Genomic DNA, 19,527 nt, shown 5'->3' with positions numbered 1-19,527 from the left:
CGGAGTTTGGGGTCGAGGAAACATTGGATCACGCAGAGGGAGGCAGGGATGCCGAAACTCTTTCTACTCGGAATCGATGGCTTGCCGCGCTGGATGTGGCAGCAGTTTGCTGATTCGGGCGTCATGCCCAATAGCAAAGCGCTGTTATCGTCCGGAACTCTGGTACCGATGAAGTCGGCGATGCCGGAGGTTTCTTCGGCAGCGTGGGCGTCGATCGTCACCGGCGAAGATTCCGGCGGACACAACGTCTACGGGTTCACCGATTTGATCGATGGCAGCTACACGCTCGCCTTCACGTCATCTCGTACGTTTCGAGCCAAACCGTTCTGGCAGCGAGAAGGCGCCGGGCCGTCTCTGATCATGAACGTGCCTCAAACCTACCCCGCTCAACCGCTGGATGGCATGCTGGTCAGTGGCTTTGTGGCTCTGGACTTGAATAAGGCCGTTTATCCCGCAGAACAACTCCCATGGCTGGAAGATCTGGGCTATTCCGTCGACGCCGACATGTCATTGATCGAAAAAGGAAAAGCGGATTTCGTCGCCGAACTGCACAAGGTGATGAAGATTCGTTGCGATGCATTGCACCACCATTGGGACCGAGAAGACTGGCAGCAGATAATGTTTGTGCTGACCGGAACTGATCGACTGAACCACTATCTGTGGGAAGACTACGAAGACACTTCTTCGCCACATCACCAGGCGTATTTGGATTTCTATCACGAGGTCGATGCTCAGATTGGCCGAATTCTGGGACGACTTGACGACAACACAACGATCGCAGCCGTTTCCGATCATGGCTTTGCGGCTCAGAAGATGAGCGTCAACCTGAACTGCCTGCTGTCGCAGAATGGCTACCTGCAATTGCGAGAATCCAATCGTCCGTCTTACATCGACATGCTTCCGGAAACGCGAGCTTTCGCGATGGACCCGGGCCGTATCTACCTTCATCGAGAAGGCCGCTACCCCAACGGGGCTGTCAAAGCCGAGGAAGCGGAAGAGCTGCTCGGCAAGCTCACCAACTTCCTGCTCACCACGGAAGTGAATGGCCAGAAAATTGCCGACGAAGTTCACCGAGGCCCCGACATCTATCACGGCCAATTCGCTCACCGAGCCCCCGACCTGGTTGTGCTGCCCGCCAAAGACGTCGCTTTGTCCGGTCGTATGAATCTGACCGAAGTCATCGAATCAACGCCGATTAACGGCAAGCACACCTACACCGAATCATCGTTCTTCGTGCGAGGCAACAACCTCGGGCAGATCCCGACCGACATGAAGGTGGAAAACGTACTTGATGTGATCCTGCCGCAGGCACAAGCCGTACGCAGGGCGGCTTAGAATTCAGGATTTGGGTCTAACCGCAGAGGACGCGGAGACCGCAGAGGAGTCACAGTTGTGGGAGAGATCAACGAGTTGACGGAACGAGTGGTCGGACTCGCCATGAAGGTGCATTCTGCGCTCGGTCCGGGCTTGCTGGAATCTGCATACGAAGCGTGCCTGGTTAATGAACTGAATAAGAATGAGGTTCCGAACCGCTCACAGATCGAATTGCCAATCGTCTACGACGGAAAGAGAATCGATGCTGGCTATCGGCTCGACGTTCTTGTCCCTAACCAGCTCATCGTCGAACTAAAAGCAGTCTCTGAAACCACTGATATTCATAGGCTCAGCTTCTTTCCTATCTAAAGCTCACTCAAATAAATGTTGGACTCCTCATTAACTTCAACGTCAAACGATTGAAGGACGGCATCACAAGACTCGTCAATAACTACTAGAACCAACATATTTTTCTCTCTGCGGTCCTCCGCGCCCTCTGCGGTTAATTTGTCAGCACTTCAAAATGTCCGAAACCAACTGTCATAACGCCAATCAAACCTGCTGGTCGTGCCCAGCGGTCGAATTCAAAGGGCACGTCGACTTTCGCGCGTGCGGCCAAGCCGCATTTCGTAAGGCGGCTCAGGGACAGCTTGTGGTTGAATGCAAGCGACGGCCTGAGATCGGCTACTTTGATCCAACGTCCATCACGTTCGAACACTGCACCGAATGGAAGAAAACCGACAACGGTTATCTGCTGGACGGCATGCGCGTTCTGATTTTGGGTATGGACGGGTATCTCGGCTGGCCACTGGCGCTAAAGCTGGCGAAGCTGGGTTGCAAGGTCTACGGCATCGACAACATGCTGCGTCGCAAGCTGGTTGACGACCGAGGCGCTCAGTCGGTGATTCCGATTGAAACGATGGAAGATCGCGTCAAAGCGGCCAACGAACATCTGGATGTGGAGATTGATTTTCGCGAAATGGATTTGATGGACCGCGATTCGCTGTTCGCCTACATCAAAGAAGTGCAGCCGGAATCCATCGTGCAGTTTGCGGAAATTCCGAGTGCCCCTTACAGCATGGCGGATGTCGACAAAGCCTGCGACACGATTCAGAACAATGTTGTTGGGACACTTGGTTTGCTGTTCGGCGTGCGAGATCACGCTCCCGACGCATCGATTATTAAGCTTGGAACGATGGGCGAATACGGCAGCCCCTTGACTGGTCGGCCATTGTTCGAAGGCCTTTTCCCCGGCGACGCCGTGCTGCAGTACAAGGGGGAAGAATGGAGTCTCGGTGGAGAACTCACACCCCGCGACCCTGTCAGCTTTTATCACGTCAGTAAAGTGCAAGGCACGTTCAGCGTTTACGAAGCGTGCAAATACTGGTGGTTGCGAAGCTACGACGTGATGCAGGGAGTCATCTACGGTAACCAGTCTGACGAACTTGCCGCTCATCCGTCTTTGTCCACTCGTTTGGACATCGACGAATGGTGGGGCACAGTCGTGAACCGCTTCGTCGCTCAGGCCGTTATCGGCATGCCGCTAACGATTTATGGCAGCGGCAATCAGCTTCGAGGATACATCACTCTTAAAGACGCAATGCAGTGTATCACGCGTTTGATTGCTGCTCCGCCGGAACCAGGTCAGTATGACGTCGTCAACCAGGTGACCGACGTGATGTCGGTAAAACAAATCGCTCAAACGGTGGCAAAAATCGGTGCGGAATTCGGACTCGACACAGAAGTGCAACGGATCGAAAACCCGCGAGTCGAAGCCGAAGAACATCCGTACGAAGTGATTCACGACAAGCTGAAAGATAACTTTGGTTTCGCGTCAGAATCGACGTTCGAAGACGAAGTTCGAGGCATGTTCCAGGCTTTGATGCAGCCGGAAGCGGTCGCACGAATCAACGCTCAGGAATCCAAACTGTTCCCGACAACGAAGTGGTCCGGGGAAGTCGGCGAGCTGAAGGTTTTGGAAACGTGGAAACCGGACGTCCCTGCAAAGGAAGCCGCCTGATGAAAACGACTGACACAACATTTGAAGAACAGGTCTTAAAGTCCGAGCGGCCTGTGCTGGTCGATTTTTGGGCATCGTGGTGTCCTCCCTGCAAAATGATGCAGCCGCTGGTGGATCGATTGCACGATGAATACAAGGACTCGGCAGACGTGCTGTCATTAAATATCGATCAGAACCCGCAAGCGGCAGCGCAGTTCCAGATTTCCGGCGTTCCGACCTTTGTGGCTTTCCGAGACGGCAAGGAAGTCGGGCGCCGCACCGGAGCACTGACTGAGAACCAGCTTCGGCAACTGATCGACGGTGCGAACGAGCAGAAAGCCACAGCGTGAAGGTGAAGTCAGACTAACCGCAGAGAACGCCGAGGCCCGCAGAGTGAAGAAACGGACCCGCGAAAACTCTCTGCGATCCTCGGCGTCTTCCGCGGTCAACAATGTCTCCGCAACCAGCAACTCAGAATCATGACAGCCATCAACAAAAATCAGACGATCATCGTCACGGGCCTGCCACGTTCCGGCACTTCGATGATGATGAAGATGCTCGAAGCCGGCGGAGTGCCACCACTGTGCGATGGCTTGCGCGCGGCGGATTTGGACAATCCTAACGGCTACTACGAATTCGAAGCCGTGAAACGCACGAAGGAAGATTCAAGCTGGCTTGCCGAAGCACCCGGCCGGGCTGTGAAGATGGTCTACAAGCTGCTCTATGATCTGCCCGAAAATGATCGCTACGAAGTGATCTTTATGCGACGAGATCTGAAAGAAATCCTGGCGTCCCAGCAGCAGATGTTGCAAAACAAGGGAATCGCCACGGGCGTGTCGGATCGGCGCATGGCGTTGTTGTTCGAACATGAGATTGCTCGCTTCCAGGACTGGCTGGCCACCGCACCGCATATCTTCAGCGTGGAAGTTCCGTACAACGACATCGCGTCCGGCAGCCACGAACCGATTCAGGCGATTAATGACCATCTGGGTGGAAGACTGGACACGGCGGCGATGGCGGCTGTTGTGGATCCGGGCTTGTACCGCAATCGCGCCGCTTGAGTTCGCGTTCTCAAATCACAACAGCCAGATCTCAGAACCACTGACGAAAACTCTCTCTCGCAAGGCTCAATCTCATGGCATTTCTTACTGGAAAAACGGTGCTCGTCACCGGCGGTTGCGGCACGGTTGGACGCGAACTGGTACGCCAGATTGTGTCTCAAACACCTGCCGAAGTTCGAGTGATCGACAGCAACGAATCTGAGATCTTCTTTCTTGAACAGGAAATGGATGCTCAGATTGCGGAAGAGAACCTGCAGGATGTGACGGCACTTTGCCACGTGGGTGACATTCGCGATGTTGACCGACTGAACACGCTGTTTGAAGGCGTCGACGTCGTGTTTCACCTGGCGGCGCTCAAGCACGTTATCCTGTGCGAGAAGTCGCCCTTCGATGCGACGCAGACGAATATCATCGGCGTTAAAAATGTGATTCAGGCGGCGTTGAACAACAATGTCGAAAGAGTCATCTTCACGAGTTCAGACAAGGGCGTGAATCCGACCAATGTGTTGGGCACGTCTAAGTTGATGGGCGAGCGACTGATCACTTCCGCTAACAGCCTGAAGATCAACAAGCGAACCGTGTTTAGTTCGACTCGCTTTGGTAATGTGCTGGGCTCACGTGGTTCTGTGGCCACCGTGTTTGAACGTCAAATCAAAGCTGGCGGCCCGGTGACTCTGACTGATCCCGAGATGACTCGGTTTGTGATGACGCTTAAGCAGGCCTGCAGCCTCGTTCTGGAAGCATCAGAACTGGCTCGCGGCGGCGAAGTCTTTGTCACCAAAATGCCCGTCATGCGAATTGAAGATTTGGCGCACGTGATGATCTACCGGCTTGCTCCCGAATTCGGACACGCGCCGACGGACGTTGAAGTCACCAACATTGGGTCGAAAGCGGGCGAGAAGTTCTACGAGGAACTGATGACCGATGAAGAGACTCGCCGGACCTGGGAGCTGCCGAACATGTTTACGGTGCTGCCCGCCTTTCGAAGCGTCTATCAGGAAATCGAATACGACTACCCGACGATCCTGCGGAAGCAAGTCACTGAGCCTTACAACAGCGCAACTGGTGACATGATGACGTATCCGGAGATTGAAGAACTGCTGGAACTATGCGGCGTACTGCAGGCAATCGAAGATGAGGAAGCCGATATTCGTCCGTTCTTAAAACGTGCCGCGTAAGGATGAATAACATGACATGGTCGCCAACGTTCATCGGTATCGGCGCAGAAAAAAGCGCGACGACGTGGGCGTGGACGATGCTGAATGAACATCCGTCGGTTTGCATGAGTCAGCCGAAGGAATTGAACTATTTCAACATCGATGAAAACTTCCAACGCGGTGCTTCCTGGTATCGCAAACACTTCGCCATCGAATCGGCGCGTGCCGGTGAGATCTCGCCGTTGTATATGGACGACGAGCGCGTCGCGGGCCGAATTCGCGATACGTACCCCGACGCTCGAATTCTGGTAATGCTGCGCAACCCCTTCGGCCGCGCCATGTCGCACCTGTTTCATGACGCATCTGTACTGTATGGCAAGGTGGCTGAGCTGACAAAATCTGATCTGCAGGCATTGGCGTCGAAGGATCAGAAATACGTCCGTCGCAGTTGTTACGCTGCCGCGTTGGCTCCGTTTCTTGAAGCTTTCCCTCGCGACCAGATTGGTATCTTTCTGTTTGAAGACGTTGCCACCGACGGTTTGGAACTCGCTCAAAACCTGTACGACTTCGTTGGCGTGGATGCTGCCTTCGTGCCGGAGCAGTACGACCAAAAGGTGAACGAATCTCAGGACCTGCGTTCCGTCGGCTTGGCCAAAGTCATGATGTCGGCGTCGCGTCTTGCCCGCTCGTTTCCACCAACACGGCAGGCGATGAATTGGGTTTACCGACGCACTCAACTTCGTGAAACGGTGATTCGCTGGTTATTGGTCGACAAAGGTCGGCCTCAAATCGACTTCTCAGAAGTGTTTTCGCCTGAGGCCACGTCGCTTCTGGATTCTGATCTGCAGTTGCTAAAAGAACTGCTTCCGGAAGTCGTCCCCACGTCATGGCTGGAAGGCAGCCCCGCCGAGCGATTGCCGTTCGGTGCGACACCGCAACCCGCCGCCGCGTAGCCGGATTTCTGCCCGCCATGCATCCTTCCTATTCACCACCGCTGACAAGCCAGGCGTATTCGGACCCGCTTGCGCTGACGATATCTGCGTCTGTGGTTCAGGCCGAAGTGCTCAAGGGCGTGCTGCTCGCCATTGCCTATTTTGCGTTGGCCGGAATGGGCCTGCAAACGCGGTACGACGCCGCCGTCTTCGCGATCGGTGCCGCCGCCCTCTTGCCTCAATGGCGCAGCTGCATCCTGATGATGGTCCTGTCCATCCAGGATGCGCCGGGTCAGGTGATGATGTTCGACTACGTTGCTGTCGCGGGTATTTCTGCGCTGATGATTTTTACTGCGGCGATCAATCGCATGTCCGCTCCAATGACGGCGGAAACTCGCGAATTTCGCGGACTGCTACGGTTCGCTTTGGTGCTTGTGGTCTATGGGGTCTGTAGTTCGGCCGTCCAGCAGCACTTTGGCCTTCATCAGCAATCTTCGTCGCGACCGTATGCCATCATCGGCTGTCTGATGGCGATGATGATGATCACCGGCTATCTGGCTCATCGAGAACTCTCAGCTGACCCGCTGTCGTCGATTCGTGTTCAAACGATGGCCGTTTGCATCCTGTGTCACATCTTCATAATCGCTGGGCTGCAGGTTGTTCGTGGGCCGATGTTCGGAGCGTCTCCGCAGGGCGCGGAAGAGATGCGGCAACTATTTCAGATGATCCATGGCGGTGCGCGCGGGATGCCTCGACTGACGGGCCCGTTTCTGTCGCCCAACATCCTGGCCTCGGTGCCAGGTTTGTTTATGCTGATAATTCTGCGTTACAAAAGGTCGCCGAATATTTCACCGCAGTTTATTGCAGCGTTTTTTGCGATTGGTATGTCGGCCTCGTTTCTCGGCGGGGCACGCACGATGTTTGTCTTCTATCTTGTCGGCACGGCCGCGATGACGTGGACTCTTTCACCACGCTACACGATTCTGGCAGGCGCGTTAACGGCTCCGCTGATTCTGGTGATGGATATTCCGTGGGGTGAGTTGCTTGTCATCATGCGGTTGAAGAATCTTCAGAGCCTTGGTGTTCGCGGAGAAATGTGGCAGGCGACACTCCAGTTTATGAACACCGGCGACTGGTTGTTCGGCTATGGGCTGACTCACTTTCCTGTGTTCGTAAAAACTGTGTTGGGCTACTACGGGTCTGATCCGCACAACTGGATTCTGTCAGCCGCTGGAATGTTCGGGGTACTCGGGCTGCTGTTTTATGCGGTGCTGATTAAGAAGCTCGTGTGGAAAAGCTTCTCATTTCAAAGCAAAGAACGCGCGATCGCGACTTGCCTGTTGCTGTTTTTCGTTGGCCGCGAGTTCGCGAATACTCAGTATGTGCTGAACAATAATCCGCTGTGTTGTCTGTACTGGATCGTGATCTCGCTGGTGTTTTTTGGTCCGCCGGAAGACGCGAACGCAGAACTGCTGAGCAACGAATGAGCTGCTGCCCGGCGCCGCGTTAGAAACGTGGCCGTGGCTTTTAACTGCAATAAGAAGGACAGGCTGGGACCGTAGGACCCCAGTTGCGAAATTCAAGGAAGAGATGAGAAAGCCCGGACGATTTGGACGCAACATACTCAGCAACGCCGGCGGCAACGCGTTAGTTTCGGCGCTGCAACTTGGGTTATTGTGCGTCCTGTTTCGGATTATGGACGACCTCGACTACGCCGCGTTTTTGACGGCCGGGTATCTGGTCGGGCCGCTGGAGATTGCGTCTGACTACGGCGTCCGCCTCTGGGCAACTCGCGAATTTTCCGTCACCGATAACCCTCGCGCGGTCATGCGGCAATCATGGAAGATCAAAATCTTCTACACGGTGGTCGCTGCGATTGCACTTTCACTGCTTCCGTTAAACACGCTGACGCTGGGCGGTTTCCTGCTGTGTATTCTGATCGCGGCCACTCAGCCTGGAACCGATCCTTTCCTCTGGCACATGCGAGGTCGTGAGCGGCTGGACATCGAAGCCGTTGTGGTCATTGGTTCACGAGTTGCCATCGTCGCGGGTATGGCCGTCGGTGCCATCGCCGGATTGCCTTTGACCGGACTGCTATGGATTTGGCTAGGTGGCAACATCATGCGACTGGCTGTGGAATGGCGGCTGCCAATTTCCAAGCCGCTGTTTGTTCGTTCGGTGGAAGGAACATCAACACTTCAACCCATCCGTCGCACGATCGCAGCCGTGTTTCCGTTGGGCACCGCACTCGTGTTGACCTGCATTTTTCAACGGACCAGTCTGTACATCCTGGAAGCGTATGCGACGGTGCATGACTACAAAATTTATGCGACTGCCTTCAAGTTTGTGAGCACCTCAGGCGCGATTGCGACGGCCATTTTCGTGTCGTCGTTTGCGCCACTGAGCCGAGCCGTCGAAGCGAGCGATGCCGATGCCGTGCGAGCGGTTGTGCGGCGAAAGATGGTTCTGGTGACGGCCGTCTTTCTGCCAGTGTGTGTGCTCGGCATTCTGCTGGTCGTGCCGTTGTCTGCCTGGTTCTCATCACAAAGCCTGACCGACGTCGCGAGCGTGATGGTGCTATTGATGCCAGGGCTTTATGTGTCGTGCGTAAACATGGGGTTGAAGTTTACTCTGAACGCCTTCGAATTGAATTGGCATGACGTGACGGCCGTGCTGCTGGGCCTGACGACGTTGCTGTTGGCGACCACGTTTCATGGAAACCTGTCATGGTGGACCGCCGGAGCACTCGGCTGGTTTGTGGGCGAATCGACTTTATTGATGGCCCGGTTGTGGCTGCTGTACAGTCAAAGAAAGCACCTCGGCGTTCCGGTCGGAATGATCTTCGGTTCTGCGGCGGCGTTGCTGCTGATGGTTGTATTCCTGCGCTAGAGCAACTGGTTTGGTCGGGTGTTGAATAGGGTTGATTGCATGACGAACAAAATTGAAACCGAATGTCCCGTCTGCGGACCAGCCGATCGCACTTTGGTGGGCGAGTGTCATGATCTGCCGGTCGTGCGCTGCGTGCAGTGTTCGTTGATGTTTGTGGGGGAATGTGATTCCGTTGAGGACACCGAAGAATTCTTCCGCAGCGAGCATGTTGACGCTGAAGAGACGACGGAGCTTCACTACGTAAACTTTAGAAAGGAAAGTCTGAAACGCGAAGCGGCCATTGTTCGGCGACTGGTTCCCGACGGCGGTCGCCTGCTGGATGTCGGCACGGCTTCTGGATACTTTCTGAAAGAGTTCGACGACGCAGAAAACTGGCGGGTGGAAGGCGTGGAACCATCCGCAGTTTCCACACAATTCGCACAACAGCGCTTCGGGCTGAACGTCCGCCAGGGATACCTGGCAGAACAGAATTACGCCGCCGAATCGTTTGATGTTGTCAGCTCGCTGGACGCCTTTAATTGCCACCGGACGCCTAACGAGGACCTTGCGGAGATGTATCGCATTCTGAAACCGGGCGGCTTTTTTGTGGTCGAATTTCCGGGGCAGAATTACCGGATGCTCACGGGATCAGGTCCGTTGTGCCGGCTATTCTTCGGTTGCTCGCTACGGTTAAATGCTGGTGTGAACTTCTTTTTCTACACCACCGAGGCGCTTGTGCGAATGGCGTCTCGTGTTGGGTTTGAGGTCCGTGAATCTCACCCGGAAGCCATGCCGTCACATGGCCGCCTGCCCGCTCGCATGGCAAAGTTCGCGTACTTTCGAGGCACTTCGGCGGCGTACCGTCTGACGGGTGGACGCCTTCATTTGGCACCGAAGGAATTGATTGTTTTCCAAAAAAACTCCTCTGCTACCACAGAAAACTCAGGGCTTTCGCAGCTAAAGCGAGCGAGCTAGTTAGCGTCGCAATTGCGGATGGCACGGTTGTTGCATGGCGTGTTTCGGACGCATGAAAATTGTGTGACCAATGGAGTTTTCGCGATGCCTTTAAGCTACGTTGGGGTTTAACCTTTTGGGTTCGTCCTGAATTTCGGGCAGCATAGCCGAATTTCGGATAGGTTCTCAATGTGGCACTTCGGTGCTGTCTCCCCTCATACAGGCTTCATATGGCCTTTGTAAGGTTCCGCCTCGCAGGGCCGTCCACCTTCCGTTGCCCCCCTTTCGGCGACATGGGCACGGAACTGTTTGTGACGCTTGCCTGCATTGTTCCCTCCAACTTTCCTCTCCCGACGACTCACGCCTGCAAGCCTGCAGTGTTGTGCGACAAGATAAATAGGTACGTAATAATGTCAGCATTTGCCGATCACCCATGGCTTCACGGGCGAGTTCCCAACGGGTTCTGGGACCGTCGAGAGCACCGGATTCAGTACATCCGGTGGCTCGGTGAGCGCTGCGGTTTTCATAAGCCGGAGGATTGGTACGTCGTGCGTAAGTCGCACTTCAAATCCAATTGCGGTGGCGGCCTGCTGTGTACTCAGTACCAGGATTCAGTTCACGCGGCACTTCGAGAATTCTACCCCGACTACGACTGGCTGCCGTGGCGCTTCCATTCGGTTCCGCCGAAGTACTGGACTATTCCGGAGAACCGTCATCGGTACATGGCATGGCTGGAAAAGGAACTCGGGTTTACTCAACCGGAAGACTGGTACGGCGTCGTCAAGCAGACGTTCTCAGGGAACTACGGCGGCGGATTGTTGCACGGCGAATTCGGTGATTCAGTATCCGCCTGCGTTCGAGACTACATGCCAGAATACAACTGGCTGGCGTGGAAGTTCCGCGATACTCCTAACCGTTTCTGGCAGGAAGCAAAGAATCGCCGGGCCTACATGAGCTGGCTGGGTGCCAAGCTTGGATTTGTGTTGCCTTCCGATTGGTATCGCATCACCAAAACGTCGTTCTACGAAAACCATGGGGCCGGTTTGTTGAGGACCTTTTATCAGGATTCCCCTCAGCGAGCGGTACGTGAAATTTTGCCTGAGATGGATTGGAAGCCCTGGCTGTTTACGTCTGTGCCACAGCGATTTTGGCATTCTGCAGACAACCGGCTCTACTATCTGCGATGGCTGGGCCAGCAGCTTGGCCTTCGTCAACCGCCAGACTGGTCAGCTTTGTCCGCTCGGCAGCTGCGACAGCATCACGGTGCGGGATTGCTTGAGTTCTATGCGACCGGAGCCGCGGGACTCGAGGCGGAATCCAGAAAAGTGGCGCGACGATACGCGGGCGTATGGCCGTTGATTGTTCGGGTCGAATGCACACTCAGTGGCCAGGACCCACAGTGGCTGAGTTCAGTGTTGGCATAGCGTTATACGAAACTTTGGACCATTACAGCAGAAGCCCGGCTTTCGAAAAGCCGGGCTTTCTGTCGTTATGCCGGTCGATTGTGGTTTCGCCACGTCGTGGCGGGGCGTGTCGTAGAACGTCGCAGCAAAGATTGGTTACTATGTTCACGGTATCCAACCTTGCCTTTCTGCTGGGACTCGACAATGAAATCCGCACTTCGCCATACTCTCGTGTTGTTATTGTTGGTCCGCTGCGCCGCTGCTGCAGAACGGCCCAACATTCTGTTCATACTCACCGACGACCAGGGGCCACAATCGGTCGGTGCGTATGGCAATGATGTGTGCCAGACGCCTAACATCGACCGCATTGCCGAGCAAGGCATCCTGCTGCACGACGCGCATCACATGGGTTCGTGGTCCGGCGCGGTTTGCCTGCCGTCGCGGACGATGATCATGACGGGGCGCAGCGTGTGGCAAATTCCCGGCTCAAAAAACAAGAAGGCCGGCAAACAGTACAACGCCAAAGAGGTGGCTCAACAGAGTATGGCGGCTGTGTTCAACTCAGCAGGCTACGACACATTTAGGACGTGTAAGCGAGGCAATACCTTCAAGGCGGCCAACGAACACTTCACCGTGCGACACGACATGGCTGACAAGCGAGGTACGGATGCAGAAACTGGCAGCCAGTTCCACGGCCAGCGAGCGTTGGACTTTCTGCAGCAGCGCGAAGCGAAGAACGACGACAGTCCGTTCTTAATGTTTCTCGGTTTTTCGCATCCGCATGATCCGCGGAACGGCACCGACGAGCTTCTGGCGAAATACCACGCGGTTAATGCGAGTGATCCGCCGGTAGATTTTCTTCCCGGCGCGCCGGAGCTTCCGGCGACTTATCTTCCGGCGCACCCGTTTTTTCATGGACATCCGAACTTGCGTGATGAATTGAAAGTTGCCGGCGTGATGGCCTCACGTTCTGAGGCTGCGGTTCGTAACGAAATCGGCCGTGAGTATGCGTGCATCGAGAACATCGATCGGCAAATTGGTCGTGTGCTGGATCAACTGGAATCGATGGGGCTGCTTGAAAATACGTACGTCTTTTTCACTTCTGACCATGGGATTGCCATTGGTCGCCACGGCTTGATGGGCAAACAGAACCTGTATGAGCATACCTGGCGAGTTCCGTTTTTAGTGAGTGGGCCGGGAATCAAACCGGGCAGCACAGCGTCGGGGTTCAGCTATTTGTCCGACGTCTTCCCGACGATGTGTGATCTTGCGAGGATTGATATCCCCGACGGTGCAGATGGCAAGAGCCTTCGACCCGTTTTGGAAGGCAAAGCACAACGTGTTCGCGACGTGTTGTATGGCGTCTACTGTGGCGGAACAAAACCGGGTATGCGTAGCGTTAAAACGGCCGACGGCTGGAAGCTGATTAAGTACGACGTGATGGACGGCGCCGTTCAGGAGACTCAACTGTTCGACCTGAACAAGAACCCTCAGGAATTCCTTCACGAACATCAATCACCTGATGTCGTCGCGCTGACAGGGCACACACCGGAGTCCCATCAAAAGGATCTTGCGGAAGACCCCGCCTATGCGAACAAGCGTGCAGAATTGGAGGCGTTACTGCTTACGCAGCAAAAGCAGTGGGACGATCCGTATCGATTATGGGACCAGCCCGCTAAGTAGTCAGTCTAATGAGATCGGACATTGGAAATCGTCCGGCTTGATGGCCAGCAACGAACAGGTCAGTTCCGGCAACAGTCGTTCGGCCGTGTTTCCAAACAGCATGCCGGGAATGCCGCCGCGCCCCGATGTGGCCATAATTAACAGGTCGATATCCATCTGTTCAATGGCTGAAAGGATGCAGGCGTCCGGCGGGCCTTCTGCGATATGCGTCTGTACGCCCAGAGGAACGGTGCGATAATCCGTGGCGGACAGTTGTTCGTGAAGCTTGTCTTCGCCGTCGGATTTGGCCTTCTGACGATAGCCTGCCAGTTCTTCTGCAGACACGCCAGTGTGGGCCATTTGGCTGTCGAATTCGTTGTCGATGACGTGCAGCACGTTCAGTCGCACGGGCAACGCCTGGCCGAGAGCCACAGCCGTCGCCAACACGTCTTCGCCCACATCGGTCAAGTCGGTCGCTGCCAGGACGTCCAGATCTGCATCGTCGTCAATCCGCGGGTTCACAAGCCAGACGGGACCGACTGCGTTGCGAAGAAGCTTCAGGCCAGTGCTGCCAAACAACAGGCGGCTGACGGCCCCTTTGTGCCGAGTTCCACACAGGATCAAGTTGTCGCGCGCGGTGCCGGCTGCTTTCAGGATTTGGAACCATGGTCGCCCAAAGGCGACAGTGGTTGTCACTTCCAGTGGCCGACTGGACTTCTCGGAATACTGCTGTTTCAGATCTTCAAGCACCGCTGCGGCTTCGGTGCGGTCCGTTTCGGCCTGACTTTCGACGGCTTCGTCCGAACCAAAAAAACCGTAGGATATTTCCGGCAGCACGGACACCAGAGTGACCGCAACTCCCATAGCTTCGGCCACGCCAAAAGCCTGACGGACGGCCAGCCGACTGGGCGCCGCAATGTTGGCAGCGTTCCATGGCCGAGTTTCCGGCATCTCTACACCAACAGTAATTTTCTTCACGGAATGCATCAGACCTGTTCTTCTAAACTGTGCGACCAACGAAGCGGGACGTCGTGCGTATTCAATGGAACCATATTCTGAAAAGTACAAAAGGACCAGCGTCCAGCATGCCAACGCCACCCACCCGTCGACGCCGAGCGGAGCTTTTGGCCAGACGCATGCCACATCGCGTCCGCAAATTCGCACGGAACCACGTCCGTGGCTTTCACACCCGAAATGCCACAAGCCCCAGCCAGCCGCCCACACTGATTGCACTTGGAGAGCCCGAATCCTCACCCGCGACCAACGAAAGCACCGCCGGCGCTTCAGCTTACGCCCTGCTCTTCAGCCCACCACGCCAATCGCCCGCCGGTGCGTACCGGCATACAGCGCCGACAAGCGCCATGGGCACAACATGAGGCTCTTGTATGTGTAACGCCGAAAGCCATAAGCCACAGCCAGCCGCCTACGCTGTTTGCACCCGGAGAGCCCGGATCCTCACCCGCGACCAACGGAAGCACCGCCGGCGCTTCAGTTCACGCCCTGCTCTTCAGCCCACCACGCCAATCGCCCGCCGGTGCGTACCGGCATACCGGCTAATGCTGGATCACTTTTTTTAGCACGACTGTGGCGGCGACGGCGAGGATTGCGTTGGGGACCCACATGGCCCAGGTCGGATCCACGGAGCCTGATTTGCCGAGATTGGCCATGAGGAACATGACGGGATAGTACACCAGAAGGATCGGCAGGAAGCACATAATGAAGCTGGTGATGAACTGTCTGCGAGCCTGCAGGACGGCAAACGGGCCTCCCAGAAATGTGAAAAACAGACAGCTTCCCGCCATTGCGTAGCGGCTGTGGATTTCCGTCTCAAAGCGTCGTCGTCGACCGTTCGCGAATTTGGTGTAGCCTGCGTATTCTTTCATTTGTTCGCTGGCCAAGTGCTGAAAGTCGCCGGTCAGCATTGCCATGGCAGCTTCCTGATTTCGCTGCAGCTTGTTCGTGACGATTCCGGATTCGAATTCGTGCAGCTTTTTGCGGATGGAGTCAATTGTCATGTAGCGAGGTTTGGGTTTGGTGAGCTGCAGATCCATCGGAAACGGAATCACCTGCCCGTCCAGCATCATTTCGGTATCACGACCGGGAACGCGACCGCGAGCGTTCTTCAGTTCGATTAACGCTTGTTTGTTTTCCAGGTCGAAGCTGATTTTTGCGTAGCTGGCGCGCATCGTGACTTGTTCGTGATTTCCGTTGCGATAGCGAAACGTCGCATCAATCAGGACGCCGGTGGGTGACACGTCGCCAACTGTGATGGAATATCCTTTTTCCGGTTCGCTGATTGTGTGTTGCGAACGCAGCAGGTCCAGGAAGATTTCTTCCATGGCCTGCGTCACGATTCGTTCGATATTTCCCATGGCCCAGGGGATTGCGTAGTTGGTTAGCCCAAACGAAGCAAACGCCAGCACGATTCCCAGCACGAATGCCGGCATCAGCAGGCGCAGCGGATTGACGCCCGCTGCCTTGGCCGCGGTCACTTCCAGGTCACCGGCCAGCCTGCCGTACACGACTGTCACGGCCAGCAGTAGAGTGGCGGGAATGGTAAACGGCAACATGCTGGGCACGACGTAGGGCAGAATCTGCAGGATCTGCTTGGCCCCCATGCCCTGGTCTGCCGCCTCGCGCAGCACGCCAACAAACACCAGCAGGACGGTGAGTACAATTAGCAGCAATGCGAAGACCCGCAGCAGCTCGCCCAAAATGTAGCGCTGCAGCAGCTTCACGAGCGGCCTCCGTGCGACCGCGCGGTGGACTGTTCAGTTGTGAATTCGGTGTGTTTCAGCGATTCGCTTCCGTGCGGATTCTTCCGAATTGGACTCTGGTCTCTCGGCGCAGCGACATCCTGTCGGTGCAGGCCGAAGAAGGCATGGAGAATACGGCGATTAGAAGATCACGGCAAGTTCAGTTTCGGGCATTCAAGATTGGCAAATGCCCGTGAATTCCCTGTTTTTTTCCAGCCGCAATGCAAAAAAGCCGGCCCCGGGGCCGCTTGTTACAGCGAATCCGAAGCCGGCTGGTTCACAGCAGATTCACAACGCGGTCGGCCAGTCCTTTTTCGCCGAGCACAATGTTCATCTCGCCGTTGGACGCGATCTTCTCCAGAACTTCCAGTTCCCGAAGTCGCATCAGCGTCGGGTTGTCGGCGAGTACCTTTGCGGTATTCGCCTGGCTACGCATGGCAGCCGTTTCTTCACGGCGCGAAATCAGGTTGGCTTCTGCCGCCTTCTTCGCTTCCGTCACGCGGTTCATCAGGTCCTTCATCTCGCCCGGCAGAATCACATCTCGGATTCCGACCGAAGCAATTTGCAGACCCAGTTCACCGGCACGCCGCTTCACGAGATCCTCGATATCCGTTGCGACGGCTTCCTTCTCCGTCAGAAACATATCAAGCTCGCGAGTTCCGACCACGGCTCGCAGTGCGAGCTGAGTTTCTCGATAAAGCGACTGGCAGTAATCGTCCGTAGACGTCACTGCCTTCACTGCGTCGATAACTCGGTACGTCACGGCCGCGTTCATGCGCAGAGACACCTTGTCCAGCGTCATGATTTCCTGGCCGCTGACGTCTACGGTCGTTTCGCGAGTGTCCACTTCCACGACCTTCGCGTCGCCGGCACCCTTCCACCACGCGTACTGGCCCGGCGACAGCGTGTCGACGAACTTGCCGTCGACAAACAGAACGCCGACACACTGCCGGTTGACCGAGCAAATGTCGAGTACTCGCGTAGCCATTGGCGAAGCCGCAATCACACGCAGGTCCGTGTGTTCGAAACGAACCGATCGAGCATCCACGATGTCGACCTTTACGTTTTTCACACCGGTCCAGTAAGCGTACAGGCCAGCTGGCAGCACGTGGCTGAAGCGACCTTCAACCCACACCAGAGCTCGCTGGTGGTCCTTCAGATCAACAACGATCGCGTGGTCGGCGAGTGCGCCGGACTTGACGATGACGTCGAGCTTGTCGTGCTGCAGCCATGGATCTCGCTTTGACACCACGCCCACCTGCACTTTGCGAAGTGGATCGAAACGCCAGTACGTACCGGCTTGCAGCAGACCACGGAATTCGCCTTCACGGAATTCCAGGCCAACTTCGTACGTTCGGATTTTGAATCGCTTAAACATCATCTTCTTTTCCCTCTCTTGTCTTGTTCCCACGCTCCAGCCTGGGAACACCTATTCACGAAGCTCTGCTTCGTCGCACAACATTTCGCTGACAATCTGTCTTTTTGTTTTCGGCAAGCAACGCTTCCGGGATCTGCGTTTCCAAACCGGAGCCTGGGAACGGGTTTGATTTCAAAACCGTCGGAAGACGAAACGTTTGCCGATCACATGTGGACTCGCGGAGTATCGCTTGAGCCGACCGAATTGTGTGGCGTTGTTCGACGGCGTCATCTCGGCGGCCGCTGCGTTACCGCGAGCGTCCTCGATCTGAGTTTTTCGAATTCAACCACACATTCGGAAGGCGGTATCCGTGAACTGCAGGGCGAGCCGTGCATGCTGCGGTGCGACGGACATTGTCGCGGGTGACAGATTCGCGACGATGCCGCAAATCCAGATCACCTCACGAAATGCCATCGTCCGTCGATCCAACAATCGTTCGTCTTCCTCGGGCCATTGGTGAACGCAGTCGCGTTCGGGGGTGGTTCGGTTCACAACCGAACGGGTCGTGTGGACGGGATTCGAACCCGCTACCGTCAGGTTAGTAGCCTGATGCTCTACCCAGTGAGCTACCACGTCGATGCTGTTCCGTTCATAACCCATGTTCGGAACACGCCACGTGAATCCTGCGAACAGGCACGCAGAGCGCCGCTGGTCTGAACAGCATCACGCTTGCTTGTAAATTCGTTGATCGAGAATGGAGCCGCGGGGTAACGCTCCCCGCCATCTTCCGTGCAAAGGAAAAGTCCGACCTTCCGGCAGCCCCGTTTACACATTCTGAATTTCGGAATCTTAAATCGCGGACACGGGTGTTGATCCCGTCAGGTCGGCCTTATGAAAGCCAACTGAGCACCGGCTCGCCCGCACGGTTGTATGCAAATGGCGCCGTACGGAATCGAACCGCATGGCCCGAAGGCACGTGGGTTACAGCCACGCTCAGATCCCACTCTGAAGCAACGCCGAGTGCTAGGTGTTCAAAAGGCACCGACAGGAATCGAACCCGCATCGCCTGATTACAAAACAGGAGTCTTGCCGTTAGACGACAGTGCCAACGAAATTGATCAAGTCCGCCGCGAGGGAATCGAACCTCGTGGAGTGCTTTATCAGAAGTGTTGTCGAACCATCGACAACACTTCTCGTGATCAAGTAGCCCGCCCAGGATTCGAACCCGGAATAAGACGTTCGAAGCGTCTCGTGATATCCAATTTCACTAACAGGCCATGTTGTTCTGAATAGCAGATTGATTGACGCGAACCGGATTCGAACCGGCGTCCACGAGGTGAAAGCCCGCGTGTCCTTCCAATAGACGACCGCGCCGTTTTGTTATTTGTTATTGGTGAAAGTAGCCGACTCAGGACTTGCACCTGACTGTCGGAGCTTATGAGGCTCCAGTGGTCACTTGACCGTCGGCGATGTATTGACTTGCCATACTGAATGATCGGCGGGAGCACTTTCGATCGGTCATGTGATTCGTCAGAGGCAGTGGCCTCAGTGGGTCGAGAGGCGCTCGAATCCTCGTCTGCGGTTCTTCAGACCGCCGCTAAACCATCTCAGCTACCGACCCGTTTCTGTTGCTGCGGGCGCGTAAAAAAAGCCCGGCGTCAGTGATGACTCCGAGCTTTGCGTTGCTTTCGCGACACAGTGTCAGGAGTCAAAAATGCGGCATGGCTATGGGCATGCCGTCAATAAAGCCGTTTGCCGTCTCAGCCCGCAAAGCAGATTCGAAACACGCAAATGTGCTGGTCGGTCGGAAACCGAAGTCTCCGTTCGTTGGTTGGCAGCTCAGATAATTTGGGTTCAAAATCGACACAGCTGATGGCTTATGTTTAAACGTTGTCGTTGGTGCCGTTCCGGTTCTGACGTCACGGCGTTCGTGTAGGGTTAGACGTGCTTTGGCGGAATGAGTTCGCGCCGTTTTGAGAAAAAGCAGAATGATGTCCCGGAAGTTCCAGCGACGTTCGCGTTTTGAGAGGGCGTGGCTGAGTTCCCCAAGTAGCCGTCATCGCT

Annotated in this window: 14 protein-coding genes, 5 tRNA genes and 1 pseudogene; 12 read left to right on the top strand and 8 right to left on the bottom strand. The window is 55.5% G+C overall.

From position 1 onward, the window contains the following. The first annotated feature begins 48 nt into the window (after nt 1-48). The 12 genes and pseudogenes from Fuma_RS21590 (at nt 49) to Fuma_RS21535 (ending at nt 13,371) form a co-directional block, all read left to right on the top strand. Nucleotides 49-1,335, top strand: coding sequence for an alkaline phosphatase family protein (locus Fuma_RS21590; RefSeq protein WP_077025944.1), 1,287 nt, complete (start codon nt 49-51; stop codon nt 1,333-1,335). Nucleotides 1,336-1,437: 102 nt separating this feature from the next. Then, nucleotides 1,438-1,772, top strand: a pseudogene (locus Fuma_RS21585) (GxxExxY protein). Between the two features lie 65 nt (nt 1,773-1,837). Beyond that, the gene (locus Fuma_RS21580) at nt 1,838-3,334 is read left to right on the top strand and encodes an NAD-dependent epimerase/dehydratase family protein (RefSeq protein ID WP_083732220.1); all 1,497 of its coding nucleotides are present in this window, start codon (nt 1,838-1,840) and stop codon (nt 3,332-3,334) included. Next, the gene (trxA, locus tag Fuma_RS21575; RefSeq protein ID WP_077025943.1) at nt 3,334-3,663 is read left to right on the top strand and encodes a thioredoxin; all 330 of its coding nucleotides are present in this window, start codon (nt 3,334-3,336) and stop codon (nt 3,661-3,663) included. Before Fuma_RS21580 ends, trxA begins: the two co-directional genes overlap by 1 nt. A 129-nt stretch (nt 3,664-3,792) precedes the next feature. After that, nucleotides 3,793-4,374 carry a sulfotransferase family protein gene (locus Fuma_RS21570; protein WP_077025942.1) on the top strand — a complete coding sequence of 194 codons (582 nt, stop codon included), beginning with the start codon at nt 3,793-3,795 and terminating at the stop codon, nt 4,372-4,374. Nucleotides 4,375-4,448: 74 nt separating this feature from the next. Continuing rightward, a complete protein-coding gene (locus tag Fuma_RS21565) occupies nt 4,449-5,552 on the top strand; it encodes an SDR family NAD(P)-dependent oxidoreductase (RefSeq protein WP_077025941.1) in 1,104 nt (367 codons plus the stop codon). An 11-nt stretch (nt 5,553-5,563) separates the two neighbouring features. Then, nucleotides 5,564-6,484: a sulfotransferase family protein gene (locus Fuma_RS21560; RefSeq protein ID WP_158521092.1), complete on the top strand. Its 921-nt coding sequence runs from the start codon at nt 5,564-5,566 to the stop codon at nt 6,482-6,484. Nucleotides 6,485-6,501: 17 nt separating this feature from the next. Next, nucleotides 6,502-7,950 carry an O-antigen ligase family protein gene (locus Fuma_RS21555; protein WP_077025939.1) on the top strand — a complete coding sequence of 483 codons (1,449 nt, stop codon included), beginning with the start codon at nt 6,502-6,504 and terminating at the stop codon, nt 7,948-7,950. A gap of 103 nt (nt 7,951-8,053) precedes the next feature. Then, entirely contained in the window at nt 8,054-9,352 is a 1,299-nt protein-coding gene (locus Fuma_RS21550; RefSeq protein WP_077025938.1) for a lipopolysaccharide biosynthesis protein, read from the top strand. Between the two features lie 39 nt (nt 9,353-9,391). After that, a complete protein-coding gene (locus Fuma_RS21545) occupies nt 9,392-10,306 on the top strand; it encodes a class I SAM-dependent methyltransferase (protein WP_077025937.1) in 915 nt (304 codons plus the stop codon). A 389-nt stretch (nt 10,307-10,695) separates the two neighbouring features. Continuing rightward, nucleotides 10,696-11,709, top strand: coding sequence for a hypothetical protein (locus Fuma_RS21540; protein ID WP_077025936.1), 1,014 nt, complete (start codon nt 10,696-10,698; stop codon nt 11,707-11,709). Nucleotides 11,710-11,892: 183 nt separating this feature from the next. Beyond that, nucleotides 11,893-13,371 carry a sulfatase family protein gene (locus Fuma_RS21535; protein WP_077025935.1) on the top strand — a complete coding sequence of 493 codons (1,479 nt, stop codon included), beginning with the start codon at nt 11,893-11,895 and terminating at the stop codon, nt 13,369-13,371. Here the strand turns inward: Fuma_RS21535 and Fuma_RS21530 are convergent, their stop codons facing one another. From Fuma_RS21530 to Fuma_RS21480, 8 genes are all read right to left on the bottom strand, one after another. Beyond that, nucleotides 13,372-14,337 (bottom strand): universal stress protein, encoded by a 966-nt coding sequence (locus Fuma_RS21530; protein ID WP_145944298.1) that lies wholly within the window; start codon nt 14,335-14,337, stop codon nt 13,372-13,374. It abuts the gene before it with no gap. Between the two features lie 566 nt (nt 14,338-14,903). Further along, nucleotides 14,904-16,088, bottom strand: coding sequence for an LptF/LptG family permease (locus tag Fuma_RS21525; protein ID WP_077025933.1), 1,185 nt, complete (start codon nt 16,086-16,088; stop codon nt 14,904-14,906). A gap of 295 nt (nt 16,089-16,383) precedes the next feature. Then, complete coding sequence (locus Fuma_RS21515; protein WP_077025931.1) at nt 16,384-17,487, bottom strand: slipin family protein; 1,104 nt, start codon at nt 17,485-17,487, stop codon at nt 16,384-16,386. Between the two features lie 538 nt (nt 17,488-18,025). Further along, nucleotides 18,026-18,101, bottom strand: a tRNA-Ser gene (locus Fuma_RS21505). Nucleotides 18,102-18,499: 398 nt separating this feature from the next. Further along, nucleotides 18,500-18,570 (bottom strand) — tRNA-Thr (locus Fuma_RS21495). Nucleotides 18,571-18,667: 97 nt separating this feature from the next. Then, nucleotides 18,668-18,740: transfer RNA gene (locus Fuma_RS21490), tRNA-Arg, on the bottom strand. A 25-nt stretch (nt 18,741-18,765) separates the two neighbouring features. Then, nucleotides 18,766-18,837 (bottom strand) — tRNA-Glu (locus tag Fuma_RS21485). 175 nt (nt 18,838-19,012) lie between these two features. Further along, nucleotides 19,013-19,084, bottom strand: a tRNA-Phe gene (locus Fuma_RS21480). Nucleotides 19,085-19,527 lie beyond the last annotated feature (443 nt).

The sequence above is a fragment of the Fuerstiella marisgermanici genome, assembly GCF_001983935.1.
GTDB classification, from domain to species: domain Bacteria; phylum Planctomycetota; class Planctomycetia; order Planctomycetales; family Planctomycetaceae; genus Fuerstiella; species Fuerstiella marisgermanici.
The sequence above is the reverse complement of the archived record's forward strand: the minus strand, read 5'-3'. Positions and strand labels throughout refer to the sequence as shown.

Excerpts from the sequence above, each read along its gene's own strand:
- Fuma_RS21590 (WP_077025944.1), top strand. The coding sequence starts at position 49 with ATGCCGAAACTCTTTCTACTCGGAATCGATGGCTTGCCGCGCTGGATG.
- Fuma_RS21580 (WP_083732220.1), top strand. The coding sequence starts at position 1,838 with ATGTCCGAAACCAACTGTCATAACGCCAATCAAACCTGCTGGTCGTGC.
- trxA (WP_077025943.1), top strand. The coding sequence starts at position 3,334 with ATGAAAACGACTGACACAACATTTGAAGAACAGGTCTTAAAGTCCGAG.
- Fuma_RS21570 (WP_077025942.1), top strand. The coding sequence starts at position 3,793 with ATGACAGCCATCAACAAAAATCAGACGATCATCGTCACGGGCCTGCCA.
- Fuma_RS21565 (WP_077025941.1), top strand. The coding sequence starts at position 4,449 with ATGGCATTTCTTACTGGAAAAACGGTGCTCGTCACCGGCGGTTGCGGC.
- Fuma_RS21560 (WP_158521092.1), top strand. The coding sequence starts at position 5,564 with ATGACATGGTCGCCAACGTTCATCGGTATCGGCGCAGAAAAAAGCGCG.
- Fuma_RS21555 (WP_077025939.1), top strand. The coding sequence starts at position 6,502 with ATGCATCCTTCCTATTCACCACCGCTGACAAGCCAGGCGTATTCGGAC.
- Fuma_RS21550 (WP_077025938.1), top strand. The coding sequence starts at position 8,054 with ATGAGAAAGCCCGGACGATTTGGACGCAACATACTCAGCAACGCCGGC.
- Fuma_RS21545 (WP_077025937.1), top strand. The coding sequence starts at position 9,392 with ATGACGAACAAAATTGAAACCGAATGTCCCGTCTGCGGACCAGCCGAT.
- Fuma_RS21540 (WP_077025936.1), top strand. The coding sequence starts at position 10,696 with ATGTCAGCATTTGCCGATCACCCATGGCTTCACGGGCGAGTTCCCAAC.
- Fuma_RS21535 (WP_077025935.1), top strand. The coding sequence starts at position 11,893 with ATGAAATCCGCACTTCGCCATACTCTCGTGTTGTTATTGTTGGTCCGC.
- Fuma_RS21530 (WP_145944298.1), bottom strand. The coding sequence starts at position 14,337 with ATGCATTCCGTGAAGAAAATTACTGTTGGTGTAGAGATGCCGGAAACT.
- Fuma_RS21515 (WP_077025931.1), bottom strand. The coding sequence starts at position 17,487 with ATGATGTTTAAGCGATTCAAAATCCGAACGTACGAAGTTGGCCTGGAA.